The 12,665-nt window shown below is 51.9% G+C and carries 19 protein-coding genes; 15 read left to right on the forward strand and 4 right to left on the reverse strand.

Going from position 1 to position 12,665, the window contains the following annotated elements; genetic code table 11:
• The first annotated feature begins 37 nt into the window (after nt 1-37).
• Nucleotides 38-763: a hypothetical protein gene (locus ACO0LC_RS15715; protein ID WP_423004668.1), complete on the forward strand. Its 726-nt coding sequence runs from the start codon at nt 38-40 to the stop codon at nt 761-763.
• Nucleotides 760-1,167, forward strand: coding sequence for a hypothetical protein (locus ACO0LC_RS15720; RefSeq protein ID WP_423004670.1), 408 nt, complete (start codon nt 760-762; stop codon nt 1,165-1,167). Before ACO0LC_RS15715 ends, ACO0LC_RS15720 begins: the two co-directional genes overlap by 4 nt.
• Nucleotides 1,168-1,427: 260 nt before the next feature.
• Here ACO0LC_RS15720 and ACO0LC_RS15725 read toward each other — a convergent pair whose 3' ends face one another.
• Together ACO0LC_RS15725 and ACO0LC_RS15730 are read right to left on the reverse strand one after the other, a co-directional pair.
• Nucleotides 1,428-2,495 carry a phage portal protein gene (locus ACO0LC_RS15725; protein ID WP_423004672.1) on the reverse strand — a complete coding sequence of 356 codons (1,068 nt, stop codon included), beginning with the start codon at nt 2,493-2,495 and terminating at the stop codon, nt 1,428-1,430.
• The gene (locus ACO0LC_RS15730) at nt 2,492-4,321 is read right to left on the reverse strand and encodes a terminase ATPase subunit family protein (protein WP_423004674.1); all 1,830 of its coding nucleotides are present in this window, start codon (nt 4,319-4,321) and stop codon (nt 2,492-2,494) included. Before ACO0LC_RS15730 ends, ACO0LC_RS15725 begins: the two co-directional genes overlap by 4 nt.
• Before the next feature lie 140 nt (nt 4,322-4,461).
• Here ACO0LC_RS15730 and ACO0LC_RS15735 point away from each other — a divergent pair, with 140 nt between their 5' ends.
• The 12 genes from ACO0LC_RS15735 (at nt 4,462) to ACO0LC_RS15790 (ending at nt 10,591) form a co-directional block, all read left to right on the forward strand.
• A complete protein-coding gene (locus ACO0LC_RS15735; protein WP_423004676.1) occupies nt 4,462-5,274 on the forward strand; it encodes a GPO family capsid scaffolding protein in 813 nt (270 codons plus the stop codon).
• A gap of 27 nt (nt 5,275-5,301) precedes the next feature.
• Nucleotides 5,302-6,303: a phage major capsid protein, P2 family gene (locus ACO0LC_RS15740; RefSeq protein ID WP_423004677.1), complete on the forward strand. Its 1,002-nt coding sequence runs from the start codon at nt 5,302-5,304 to the stop codon at nt 6,301-6,303.
• 14 nt (nt 6,304-6,317) lie between these two features.
• Entirely contained in the window at nt 6,318-7,064 is a 747-nt protein-coding gene (gpM, locus tag ACO0LC_RS15745; RefSeq protein ID WP_423004679.1) for a phage terminase small subunit, read from the forward strand.
• Nucleotides 7,065-7,175: 111 nt separating this feature from the next.
• Complete coding sequence (locus tag ACO0LC_RS15750) at nt 7,176-7,667, forward strand: head completion/stabilization protein (RefSeq protein WP_423004681.1); 492 nt, start codon at nt 7,176-7,178, stop codon at nt 7,665-7,667.
• Between the two features lie 2 nt (nt 7,668-7,669).
• A complete protein-coding gene (locus ACO0LC_RS15755) occupies nt 7,670-7,873 on the forward strand; it encodes a tail protein X (RefSeq protein WP_423004683.1) in 204 nt (67 codons plus the stop codon).
• A gap of 2 nt (nt 7,874-7,875) precedes the next feature.
• Nucleotides 7,876-8,085: a hypothetical protein gene (locus ACO0LC_RS15760; RefSeq protein WP_423004685.1), complete on the forward strand. Its 210-nt coding sequence runs from the start codon at nt 7,876-7,878 to the stop codon at nt 8,083-8,085.
• Entirely contained in the window at nt 8,082-8,576 is a 495-nt protein-coding gene (locus ACO0LC_RS15765; protein ID WP_423004687.1) for a lysozyme, read from the forward strand. Before ACO0LC_RS15760 ends, ACO0LC_RS15765 begins: the two co-directional genes overlap by 4 nt.
• A 13-nt stretch (nt 8,577-8,589) precedes the next feature.
• On the forward strand, nt 8,590-9,096 hold the full coding sequence (locus ACO0LC_RS15770; RefSeq protein WP_423004689.1) for a lysis system i-spanin subunit Rz: 507 nt from the start codon (nt 8,590-8,592) through the stop codon (nt 9,094-9,096).
• On the forward strand, nt 9,080-9,502 hold the full coding sequence (locus ACO0LC_RS15775) for a phage tail protein (RefSeq protein WP_423004759.1): 423 nt from the start codon (nt 9,080-9,082) through the stop codon (nt 9,500-9,502). The genes ACO0LC_RS15770 and ACO0LC_RS15775 overlap by 17 nt, the downstream gene beginning before the upstream one ends.
• A gap of 62 nt (nt 9,503-9,564) precedes the next feature.
• Complete coding sequence (locus ACO0LC_RS15780; protein WP_423004691.1) at nt 9,565-10,020, forward strand: phage virion morphogenesis protein; 456 nt, start codon at nt 9,565-9,567, stop codon at nt 10,018-10,020.
• 30 nt (nt 10,021-10,050) lie between these two features.
• Nucleotides 10,051-10,410, forward strand: a complete 360-nt coding sequence (locus tag ACO0LC_RS15785) for a hypothetical protein (protein WP_423004693.1) — start codon at nt 10,051-10,053, stop codon at nt 10,408-10,410.
• Nucleotides 10,379-10,591: a phage virion morphogenesis protein gene (locus ACO0LC_RS15790; RefSeq protein WP_423004695.1), complete on the forward strand. Its 213-nt coding sequence runs from the start codon at nt 10,379-10,381 to the stop codon at nt 10,589-10,591. The genes ACO0LC_RS15785 and ACO0LC_RS15790 overlap by 32 nt, the downstream gene beginning before the upstream one ends.
• A 6-nt stretch (nt 10,592-10,597) precedes the next feature.
• On the opposite strand, the gene ACO0LC_RS15795 is transcribed toward ACO0LC_RS15790, so the two are convergent.
• Together ACO0LC_RS15795 and ACO0LC_RS15800 are read right to left on the reverse strand one after the other, a co-directional pair.
• Nucleotides 10,598-11,215 (reverse strand): hypothetical protein, encoded by a 618-nt coding sequence (locus ACO0LC_RS15795; RefSeq protein WP_423004697.1) that lies wholly within the window; start codon nt 11,213-11,215, stop codon nt 10,598-10,600.
• Nucleotides 11,216-11,311: 96 nt separating this feature from the next.
• Nucleotides 11,312-11,686, reverse strand: coding sequence for a hypothetical protein (locus tag ACO0LC_RS15800; protein WP_423004699.1), 375 nt, complete (start codon nt 11,684-11,686; stop codon nt 11,312-11,314).
• Nucleotides 11,687-12,256: 570 nt separating this feature from the next.
• Between ACO0LC_RS15800 and ACO0LC_RS15805 the strand changes: the two genes are divergently transcribed.
• Nucleotides 12,257-12,619, forward strand: a complete 363-nt coding sequence (locus tag ACO0LC_RS15805; RefSeq protein WP_423004701.1) for a hypothetical protein — start codon at nt 12,257-12,259, stop codon at nt 12,617-12,619.
• Nucleotides 12,620-12,665: the final 46 nt, after the last annotated feature.

Raw genomic sequence — 12,665 nt, forward strand, 5'->3', positions numbered from 1 at the left:
ATTAAATGTTGACGTAATTTCATCTTGAGATAAAAGAATGATCACGGACAAGAAAATTGAAAATCAGACAATAATTTACAAATTTGCTAAAGGCATGGCAACTTTGTTTTTGGGGGTCGTGATCCCCTTAATATTGATGTTTCAAGCATATTTCGTGCTTCACGAATTGAGCCACAATATTCAAACTCATGAGAGTAACAACACAGTCACTGAAAACTTCATAAAAGTCAGGAAAGAACTATCAAGTGCAAATGACTTTCTCTTGTTTACGAAACTACAAACAGAAAATGTAAATTACAACGTAATGATAAATAAGCAAGTAATGAAAGTTGCAGTGATGAATATAGGTTTTGCCGTTATGTCTGTTGGGATAATGTTCATCCTGCTAGGTTTTAAAGAAATCAGTGACACACAACAAAAAACTGAAAATGGGATGACATTGTCTGGAGCGGCCAATGGAATAAAGTTTGATGTCAAGACAGGCTCAACGGGCCTGGCAATTTTTATACTGGGCTCACTTATGGCAAGTGGGAGTGGAATTTTACCAAACGAGTATCGCGCGGGTGATATCCCAGGATATTGGTATGAAGGCAAATCTGCAGCTCAACGAAATATTGCTGAAAAGCATAGTCTGAGTGAACGTGAAGAGCTTTCAGTTCGCAACTACCAAGACTGTCGAATTAACAATTCGGATGGACTACAATTCGCTCGTTGTTTTACGAATCGTTTTGCAGATACTTATGACAAGGAAACATCAAAATGAAATTTCCAAAGTGGTGCTTTTTATTACTTGTTTTTGCTATCGCATTTTCCACAGCCGCCATTGCACAATCAACCAAATGTGATGCAAAACCGAAACTATATGTCCATGCAAAATGCGAATGCACAAAAGATAAAACTTCGTTAGAAAAAGAAGACTGCAATTGGTCTACTCTACTTTTTTTCGGCGAACCTAAAACAGCCTATGAAGAGGCTCGGGATGCTGACATCAAAAAAGGCTCTTCAACTCCGGGCGGATCCTCAAATATTCCAAAATCCCAAGCCAATAAAATTGGACTTTCTTTGAAAGACCCTATTAGTCTCGACACAAATGACCCGAATAGTATTACAAATCAGACACTTGGGAAAAATGCTCCATTATCGTCCAGTTTCCCTCGAAAAAAATAAAGGCCTGGCATGAGTCCTAGCCAAACTGAACAGACCTAATTGCCAATAATTAGTTCAGCTCCCCGTCCTCTGCCGCGCCGCCCTCTCCCGCTCAAAATCATCCCGGCAATCCCGATCACAAAATAGCGTATCGGGTGCCACCGATTCATCACAAAACCGACAAGCCCCCGTACACCGCATGCGTACCCTACCCCGCGCAAACGCAATCGCCGAAGCAATAAACATCTCGACATTTTTATCTGACATATCCGCAACATCACTCATTTCGTATTACCTCCCTCATCACCCAATGAATAAGGCGTGAAGCGGATCACCTCCTCGCCCAGCCACTCGTTACACTCCCTGAAACGCGCCTGCAGCGGTTCCAACTCATGCATAGAAAACACCTTGGCCGCTTTCTCAACATCCCCAAAACCGCCCGTATTGTTCGGCACCAGGCCCAGCAGTTGAGGCGGCACCCTGTGCGCAGCCAACATGTCATCGCGTGTCACGTTCTTGATGCTGAAAAACTCATCCTTGGCCGCTACCTCAGAAACCGGCAAAATCTGGATGCCGTCTTTCTTACCGTTAGGCGCATACATGAACACATTGCGGAAATTGCCCGGTCCCTTGCTATCGCGTAGCGCCTGGCGCATGTTGTCAACGTCGCTTTGATTCTGGGCTGGGTCTGTCATGTACAGGATGAAACCGGCGTGAGAGCCGTTCTTGTAATACTTACGCCTGAACAGCGTCGCCGCCTCATTCAACCAGGCAGAATGCAAGGCGCTTAGATATTCAGGCAGGCCATACACCTCCTGATTAATATCAGGCTCCATCAAGTGGAAAATCGCACCAGGCTCAAAGACATGATCTTCTTGCCAGCCACGCACAAAGGCGTATTGGCTCAAGTCATCACTGCACCGGCGCACGTACTTGGCAAGCGCGGGCGCAAGCTGCAAAGACTTGCCGGTGCGACTTTTGCGGTTTTCCAGATAGGCATTACCAAACACAAGGAAGTCCAGCGCAAAGCGGCTAAACGCCTCACGTGACAGCAAGGCATGCGGCATAAAGGTGGCCGCCAGCAGGTTGCGCTTTACATAGATTGCCGTTGAATGGTGCACGCTGGCCCTGAAAGACTTAGCCAAGCCATCCCAACTGATAGGCGGTTCGTAATACCGCCCATTCGTCCAGCACTCGATATAGTCCAGAATTTCAGACCTGTCTAATACCGGCGTAGGATCACCAAAGCTGAACACCTCGGCCCCAGGCGAGACTGGCAAAGCCGGTACCGCTTCAGCCTGACTACTTGGCCCAGCGTTGAAACTGCCGCGCCTCTTCTTTCTCGTCATGAATACACCTCCATAAATGATTGATTGCTGCCTATGCCGCCATCCAATGGCTCATGGTCCAGCGCATGCATACATGCCCAGGCAAGGTCTGCATGCCCGGTTTCTTCGCTTCGGTCGGCCACATAGGTCACATGCTGGCCGCTGGCCGTCAGGGTCTTTTTAATCGTCATGAATGCCTGCGCCAGATCCGTGGCCCCGGCGTCGAATTCCAGACGGCCCTTGCTGATCACATCGCGGGCCTTGATGACCATGCGGCTTTTAACAGCCGGGTCATAGTTGATCTTGGTCACATTGGGATAGAAGTTCTTCACCAACTGGTGCACACCCTCCCCCATACCCGTCGCGTCAATGCCGATAAAGGCAACGTGGTAGCGAATGGTGGTTTGCCGTATCTGCTCTGCCTGGGCCGCAAAGTCCATGCCCCTGAACTGCATGCGCTCCAACACCCGGAACTTGCCGCCTGGCGTGCGTGGCGGCGCAAGGATGACCAGCCCGGCACTATCCCCCGTAAAAGCAGGGTCATACCCTATCCAGACCGGGTTATCACCATAAGGCCGCGTGGTAAATGGCTTAAAGTCTGTCCAATCTACCCAGGCGTCCACCATGCACTTTTGTAGCTCCTGCAGGGGGAAGACAGACGCCGTGTCATCAATGAACTGACACATCAACAGGTTTTCAAACTGGTCCGGGCTATATTCGTAAGTGCGCAGCTCATCAATGTCGAACAGATCACAGCCGCCAGCCTGGGCGTCCAAGATCGTGACGATTTGCCGCCACATCTTGTCTTCACCCGTAAAACCACTGGCAAGCCGCTTGTGGCTGACATCAATATTGACCTGGTCTTTTTTGGGCCGTCGCTTATTGAACAGCTCCCCCGTCCAGAACGGGTAAGCCTCATGCGTAATACTCGATGGCGTAGAAAAATAGGTCTTACGCCATTGTTTATGCAGCGCCATACCTGACGCCACCTTGTTCAATTCCTGGAATTTATGCGTCCAGAAAAATTCATCAAAGTAAAAATTGCCGTGATATCCCTGGGCCGTACGAGCATTGGTACCCAAAAAATACAGGTGTGCGCCATTGGGCAAAACTATAGGATCACCGGCCAGCTCGATGCCCGCCGCCTCTTTGGCGAATTGAATAATGTACTGTTTGAATACGTGCGCCTGCGCTTTTGATGCAGATAGAAAAATCTGATTGCGCCCCGTCTCTATTGCATCGGCTAAGGCCTCCCGCGCAAAGTACCAGGTAGCGCCAATCTGCCGCGACTTCAAAATCACCCGCGTGCGCTCATGCCCATTGCGCAACCATACCTTTTGATAATCAAACAACGAATCGCGGAAAGCCTCTAACAACTGGTCGCGCTGCTCATCACTGTAATCATTGCGCGTCGGCTTCTTCTTAGGGCCAGCATTGCGATTTGCCAGCTTGGGATTCAGATCTACCTCATTGCCGCCCGGTGTCTCATAACGCCGCACCCGTGCTGTCTGCACCGCCTGGCGCATGAGCAAATCAATCTCTTTGAAATCACCACCCGTTTTAACGTCCTTGGCAACTAGTTGAACCAGGCGCGTTTCAAGGCTGGCTTCGATTTTCTCGATGAACGGGGTTTCATCCCACTTCTCCCGGTCACACCAGCTCTGCACCGTCGTGCGGGCAATCTCCAGATGCCGCGCAATCGAAGACACCCGCCAGCCCTGCCAGTACAGTGCCTGGGCGTGCTTTTTCAGGTCGTAAGTAGGCGCAACCGTTGCGCCATCAGCAGGCGCATCCAGTTCGTTATCGGGGGAAATTTCAGACGTGTCATCGTCGGCAATCGCAATCATGCCGCCAGATTAAGGGCATCGCGCCCGCGTAGGCAGTACCGCAAAGTTGATAAAAATCTTAACAACTCCCAGCCCGTTGAACACACTCAGCGCAAGTAAGACCATGGGCACTCATCAACTGCCCAGCCCCTTATTTCATCATGTCCACCAAAAAATTCAAGTCAAAATTCTTCCGCGTCGCCGTCGAAGGCGCCACCACAGATGGCCGCAAAATAGAACGCAGCTGGATACAACAGATGGCCAAAAACTTCGACCCGCAAAAATACGGCGCCCGTATCTGGATGGAACACATACGCGGCACCCTCGCCGACAGCCCATTCCGTGCCTATGGCGATGTAACAGCAGTAAAAGCAGAAGAAGTCACCATCGACGGCAACAAAAAGCTCGCCCTCTTCGCCCAAATCCAGCCCACAGACGACCTCGTCGCCATGACCAAGGCTAAGCAAAAGATCTACACCAGCGTAGAAATCAACGACAAATTCGCCGACACCGGCGAAGCCTACCTCGTTGGCCTCGGCGTCACCGACAGCCCCGCCAGCCTCGGTACCGAAGTATTAGCCTTCGCCGCCCAAAACCCAGACGCCAACCCCTACGCCACCCGCAAAGCCACACCCGGCAACCTCTTCTCAGAAGCCACCGAAACAGTCTTTGAATTTGAAGAAATCGACGCCGAGACCAGCAACCTCGCCACCAAAGTCATGGATCTCATCAAAGGCTTCACCAACAAAAAAACAGGCGACGACGCCCGCTTTGCCGATGTCTCCAAAGCCTTTGAAACCGTCTTAGAGCATGCCGCCACCCAAGAAGGCCGCATCAACATCCTCGAAAGCGCCCTCAAAACCGCCACCGACAACTTCAACGCCCTCAAAGACCAACTCGACAAACAACCCGGCAACCACACCCAGCGCCCACCCGCCACAGGTGCCGCCAGCGCCCAACAAACCGACTGCTAAGCCAATAAATAAACAACAGGAAACAACATGCAAAACACCACCCGCAAAGCCTACAACACCCTCGTCACCCGCCTGGGCGACATCAACGGCGTAGACGACGCCACCAAAACCTTCGCCATCGCCCCCAGCGTCCAGCAACGCCTTGAAACCAAAATTCAAGAATCCAGCCAGTTCCTCAGCCGCATCAACATCATCGGCGTGCAAGAAATGGAAGGCGAAAAGCTCCACTTAGGCATCAGCAGCCCCGTCGCCAGCCGCACCGACACCACCCAGCAAGACCGCCAGACCCGCGACTTAACCGGACTGGAAAACGGCCGCTACAAATGCAGCAAAACCAACTACGACACCCACGTCCCCTATGCCAAGCTTGATGTCTGGGCCAAATTCCCCGACTTCCAAACCCGCATTCGTGACGTCATCGTCAAACGCCAGGCGCTAGACCGCATGGTCATGGGCTTCCACGGCACCAGCATCGCCCCCAATACCGACATCCTCGCCCACCCCCTGCTCCAAGACGTCAACATCGGCTGGCTGCAACACATGCGCGAAGACGCCCCACAGCGCGTCATGTCCCACGGCGCAGCCGCGGGCAAAGTCAAAATCGGCCAAAACGGCGACTACGCCAACCTCGACGCCGCCGTCTTTGACGCCATCACCCTCCTCGACCCCTGGTTCCGTGAAGACGCAGGCCTGGTCTGCATCGTCGGCCGCGAACTCATGCACGACAAATACTTCCCGCTGGTCAATACCAACCACGCCCCCACAGAGACCCTGGCCGCCGACATCATCATTAGCCAAAAGCGTCTGGGTGGCCTGCAAGCCGTCAGCGTCCCCTACTTCCCGCCTAACAGCTTCCTCATCACCCGCTACGACAACCTGTCCATCTATTACCAGGACAGCGCCCGCCGCCGCCAGATCGTTGACAACGCCAAGCGCGACCGCATCGAAAACTACGAATCCTCCAACGACGCCTACGTCGTCGAAGATTACGGCATCGCCGCCCTCGTTGAAAACATCGAACTCGCCTAAGTCACACACCAACCATGACCACCGCCACCCACCACAGCCCCGCCCAGCGCCACGCCGCCCGCATCCTCGCTGCCAGGGCAGCCGCAGCATCCAGACACGGCCAGCCCATCCAGGGCAGCGCCTACGATTTGATGCTCGCCAAACTCATCAACGACAAACAAAGGCTCAAGACCATCAAATCCATCCAGCGCAAAATCGAGCTCAAACGCGAAATCCTGCCCGACTATGACGACTGGATCAACGCCGCCCTACAGCACGGCAACGGCGCCCAAGACCTCGTCTTAACCACCGCCCTCGTCTGGCACATAGACGCAGGCGACTACGCCCGCGCCCTCGACATCGCCCAATACTGCCTGGTACACAACCTCAACCTGCCAGATCAATACGCCCGTGATGTCCCCACCATGCTGCTCGACGAAATCCCAGGCGCATATCTCGAAGGCCGTTTTGAAAGCCCGGCTGCAGCCGTGGAAACTCTGCGTGCCGTGCAACTGCTGACCGTCAATGCAGACGTACCAGACCAGGCCAGCGCCAAGCTGTACAAGGCGCTGGGTTACGCACAGATAGGCAAGATGGGTAACGGTGACATTGACTTTGAACAGTTACCAGAAGAAGCCGCCAGCAAGGCATTGGACAACCTGCGGCGCGCCCTGGACCTATTCCAAAACATCGGCGTCAAGAAAGATATAGAACGGCTTGAACGCCGTCTCAAGAACATCGTAGGCGATGAAGGTGGAGAGAAAACCACCCCGCCAACGTAACCAAGCACCCTCCGGCGCCGGGCGGCGTGGGCCGATCAGGGATTTCTAGCCATTTACCCTGTGACAGCCCACCCACTGCCCACTTGATTGACTCAATGAAGATCCAGACCCATGCCCTCATTTATTGCCAACGCACCAGCCGGCCAGACCAGCTCAAGCCAACCAGACAACATCATTACCAATGATGGATTTTTTCCGGATCTGGATGTCACCGCCATGCGCGACGCCATCAGGCTGGACGGCACGGTCACAGATGCCCGCCTGATCGCGGCCACCGTAGACGCAATCATCTTTGTGAATGACCAGGTGAAAGAGCTGAAGGCATCGGCGCAAAATGCAGGACACAGCAGCATGGCAGCCATCCCAGCAGCACAGGTCAACCGGCAAAGCGTCTTGATTGCCCACTACCTGCGCGCTGTGTATTGCACGGCAAAAGCGGATCTGATTGAACGTTACAAGGATTACGACACCACTGCCACCTCCCTGGATGACAAGAAGCTGGTCGGCTTTCTGGCAAATGGCCCTGATGAAGAACGCAGGAATGCAGCCTGGGCGATATCTAAGCTCATGGGCTGCCATCAAGTCACGGTAGAGCTTATCTAACCATGATGGTGCGCGCTCAACAAAACGACACCCTGGACCTATTGGTCTGGCGTCACCTGGGCAGCACTGCAGGCATTACCGCAGTGCTGGCCTTAAATCCTGGCATCACCAGCCTGGGCGCATTCCTGCCCATGGGCAAAGTCATTACTTTGCCAGACCGCGCACCTGCAGCGCCAGTGCTGCAAATGATTAACTTGTGGGACTAACCATGATCGACTACCCCATGGAAACAGTGAAAACTATGCCGCCAATCGCCATCAGTGCAATCACCTTGCTGGGCATTCCCCTCAATGAATGGGTATATATCCTTACCCTTATTTACATCGTGCTGCAAATCACCTTCTTCGTGCGTGAGAAAGTGATTAAGCCATGGTTACACCGCAGAGTTAATGCTCGAAAAAGCAAGGCTCAAGCATGAGCGATATCAAACAAAAGCTCGTTGCTGCTGGCATCGCGGCTGCCTTGCCCATCATTGTCCTGTTTGAAGGCACCAGGCAAACAGCCTACCTTGATCCAGTCAGCATCCCCACGATTTGCCGGGGCCACACTGGTGGCGTCAAGCTGGGCCAGACTGCCACCATAGAGCAATGTGACGACATGACGGTACAAGACCTCCTCAAAGCCAAGGCGTCAATGGAAAGCTGTCTTAAAGTCCCACTCAACGACAACCAGCGCGCCGCCTTCACAAGCTTTGTGTTCAATGTGGGACCGGGCCGCAAAGGCGTTAAGGACGGTTTTTGCGTGCTGGAAACTGGCAAGCCATCCACCATGATCACAATGCTAAATAGAGGCGACTACACCGGCGCATGCAATCAAATGCAGTTTTGGAACCAAGCCGGTGGTGTGGTGTACGCAGGCCTGACCAAGCGCCGGGCCGCAGAACGCGCACTCTGTTTGAAACCAGTATAAGAAAGCCACCACCATGCCCGACTTCATCAAACTGCTGGACCCACGCCCCTGGATAGCCCTTGCCGTAGCCGCCGCCATCCTGTTCTGTGTCGTCAAATACAAAGACGCCCTACACCAGGTAGATAAACTTACCGCCCAGATTGATAAAGACAAAGCAGAAGCCACCGCCACTGCACGCGAAAATGAAAAGCTCATGTCCCGCAGCCTGGCCGCCATTGCCACCAACCACCAAAAGGAAATGCAAGATGAAAAAGACAAACGCGATAAGTTTATTGCTGACGTGCGCACTGGTGCTGTGCGCCTGTCAATCCCCGTCAAAGCTTGTCCCGCCAGTACCGGCGCAAATACCACCGCTGGATACAGCCATATCCCAGAAACGCGAGCCGAACTTACGCCTGAGGCTGGAACAACTCTTGCAGCCATCGCCGCAGACGGTGACGACGCCATCAGGCAATTAAACGCCTGTATAGACAGCTACCAGGCCATCAGAGCCATTGCCAACCATGTACAAACCAAATAGCCTGCGCGCCCATTTAACGGCTGCCATACCCGATTTAAAGCGCAACCCAGACAAGCTGCTCGTCTTTGTAGACAAAGGCAGCCTTGTCACCACCCGCACCAAATCACGCTCGTTTGAATACGCCTACACCTTAAACATCATCATCACCGACTACAGCGATGAAGAAGACGCCCTCATGGTGCCCCTGCTCGCCTGGGTAGCCACCCACCAGGCAGACCTCCTGGGCAACGACGACAAGGGCAAAGGCATACGTTTTATGGTCGACTTCAACAACCACAACAGCGTCGATATCTCGCTAGACCTCGACCTCACAGAACGCGTCATCGTTAAACAAACAGGCACCCGGCTAGACATCGCCCACGCAGGCGAAGTCACTACCACGCCTCCCTATACAGACCTCTACTAGCAACTCTACAGCGGCGACAAGCTGCTGGCAGAATGGCAGGCACACCCTATCCCCTCCACATAATGCAAGAAGACCTCACCGCGCTAGAGACCTGGGCCAGCACCCTCCTGGCCAAGCTAGACCCCGCCGCCCGCCGCAAGCTCACGCTGCAAATCGCCCAAGACCTGCGCCGCCAGCAACAAACCCGCATCCAGGCACAACAAAACCCCGACGGCACCCCCTACGCACCGCGCAAACAACGCAAAAACATCAGAGGTAAGCAAGGCCGCATCAAAAAGCAAAAAGCCAGCATGTTCAACAAGCTGCGCACCAACACCCACCTCAAGGCAAAGGCAGACGGCAACGGGCTGGAGGTGGGTTTCTATGGCCGCGTAGCCCGTATTGCGCGGGTGCATCAATACGGGCTACGGGATAGGGTTGTGGCGAGCGGGGGTGATGTTCAGTATGAGCAGAGGCGGGTTTTGGGACTAAGCTTGCTAGAATCCATGATAGATTTTGATGTATTCTTGGGTGAATAAAACGCACCCAACCATTTCGAAAAAATTGTCATGCCTTACTCCATCGTTGTCTATGATCCAAAAAATGAGTCTTTAAACTTAAATGTGGAAATGCACTTTGGCTCTGGTAGTTTGCTCGTGACCTACTGGACTGCTCCGGCTGACAAGTTAGGCTGTACGCTGATCCCCGATATGGTAGAGCGAGCATTTGAAGAAACTGGCTTTGCCTTGAATGGTGAGGAATTGATAACCTTCATTAACGAGATATCCAAGCTCAAAGAATTTTGGCAGCTTCCCGATGCGCGCTCACAAGGATATGCAGCACCAGATGACCTGATCGAGAAATTTTCAACTATCCAGGCAATTGCATTGCAAGCCTATGAAACTGGGCAAACCTTGGCGGTTTGCTGAACATGGCGACGCGCTGAAAGTGGGTTTCTATGGCCGCGTAGCCCGTATTGCGCGGGTGCATCAATATGGGCTACGGGATAGGGTCGTGGCGGGTGGGGTTGATGTTCAGTATGAGCAGCTGCGGGTTTTGGGGCTTGATCATCTAAGTCTTGAAGCAATCGAAAACTGGCTACATCGCTAGCCTGGTCTAATTCGCATTGTAAGTAGCAATCGCCGTTCGAAAATGGACATTGGGTGTCTCAAAGCATAAGTTACTAGCGTCGCCAGAACCGCCAAGCATTGGGCTCACTATGGGGGCGTAATGCATTCCCGTTCTCAATGGGCCAAGCATTTTGATCGCCGCTTCAAAGCGCTGCTCGTCCAATAGCGCATATCTATCGCTTAATACATGGGCAAAAAGCTCTGTCCCATTCTCTGCAACGGTAAAAGCATCAAACGTATCTACACAAAAGAGCACATACACAAAACGTTCGCCATCCCATCTGAAACCCAACTGATCACCAAAGCAAGTTTCTGCAAAAAAAACTGGCCCGCCCTGTTGGGGCGTTGGGTATACAGCGCGCCAAAAGTCTTTTTTATTCCATTCCTGAAATGAGTCTCTTGGCTGTGAAGTTATGCCGTCCCCGAAAACATATAAAACCCTGTCTCCCAGGTACCCTGCACCGACACGTTCCCAAAAGGCGACGACTTCCGCTGGAACGTGCACAACGAGTTCTGTCTCTACAAATTTAACAAGTCCAGGTACATCAATAATATTTTTTACGTTCCCTTCGGAAGGGAATGCCATAGAAAAATTTTCAAACATAATTTTCGGTAGATAAATTAACCCGGCTTTTGGACTTGACGCCGGCTTTTGCGGGGCAATTCGGTTTAACTCAACACAGAACCGGGCAGCAGCACTTTAGTGAGATATTTCCAGTAAATTCTCGCCTTTATACGTTGTTTTCCCATGATCATCATCCAAGATAGTTTTAAAGCTTTCCTGAATCTTAAGACTTACGTCAGCAGCAAATAACTGATCTCGGAAACGTAAATACACCATTTGTGCATGAGGGATTAAATTTTTTATGAGTACGAACTCTAGGTCTTCATAGCGATAGAAGTCGTGACAGTTGCATTCAATCTCTATTACAGCGGAATTATCCGTACTATCAATCTTCTGTACGTATATTGTATCTCCATCTATTTGCGTCGAAAATTTATCCCCAGCTACAACACTTGCGATCTCGGTAGTAAGAATTGCCGCATCTAAAATTAAAATCAAATCTTTTTTCATTTTCGTCACTCTTTAATTCATATATTGAATCGAGGTACTTTATTAAATCGTCAGTATTATTAATAATTAAAAACCCCTCTTTTTCTGTCTGTTTTACAAGCCCCCTCTTAAATCCTGCTGTACCTTTGCCATAAATCAACTGGTTGGCTACTAAAGTGCGATTAGATTGCATTAAAAGCACCTACACGAGCTTTTAAATGCGATTAATTTCCGGGGAAATTCCCTCTATTCACTAACTTTTCTATAATATTAGCAAAGCAAATTCATTTGCTAACGGTTAATTGCTGTTAATTACACACCTTAACAGTCCATAACCATACACATTGCCAAAACACCCAAACCTGCGCTATCCTTGCGACAGGTGCTGAACACACCTCTCCATCAGCGGCCACCACCCGCGCCCGTAAGACGTGGTTTTTTTACGTCCATAGGTTTACCTATGGCCGGGTAGTGCGTAACGATACAAGACCCGCAAGGGGAAAGTTGCGGGCCGTCTGATGGCGGTGTTCAAGTACCCGGCCACCCTCTGAACAGGGGTGAAATTGAACGAAAAACCATCAGGAGGCCATCATGGCTGCTCATACCCCTATTGCGTCTGCAATAGCTGCATCATCACAACCCTCTTTTGCCTTTTCCAAACTGCAAGACCTGCGCGCCAGTTTTGAACGCCTGCGCGGCCTGCAAATCGACGCCCTCAAGGCCATGGGCTTTGACACCCTGCTCGATGACCTCGCCAGCATCTGCGACGCCTTAACCAAGCTAGACCGCATCAACGCCGACATGGGCGTCACCGACAGCGCCCTCACCATGCTGCTGCAACTACTCGACTCTGCAGGCGAACAACCCCTCGCCCCCCAGGGCCTGCACGCCCTCCTCTCCCCCGTACAACAACGCCTCCTCACCACCTGGAACCATCTGTCTGACCTGATTTGATCTGATCTGCCGCAAACATCGCCCACATTTCACAATGTGCAATTTG

The sequence above is a fragment of the Undibacterium sp. JH2W genome (assembly GCF_049340425.1).
Taxonomy (GTDB): Bacteria; Pseudomonadota; Gammaproteobacteria; order Burkholderiales; family Burkholderiaceae_D; genus Undibacterium.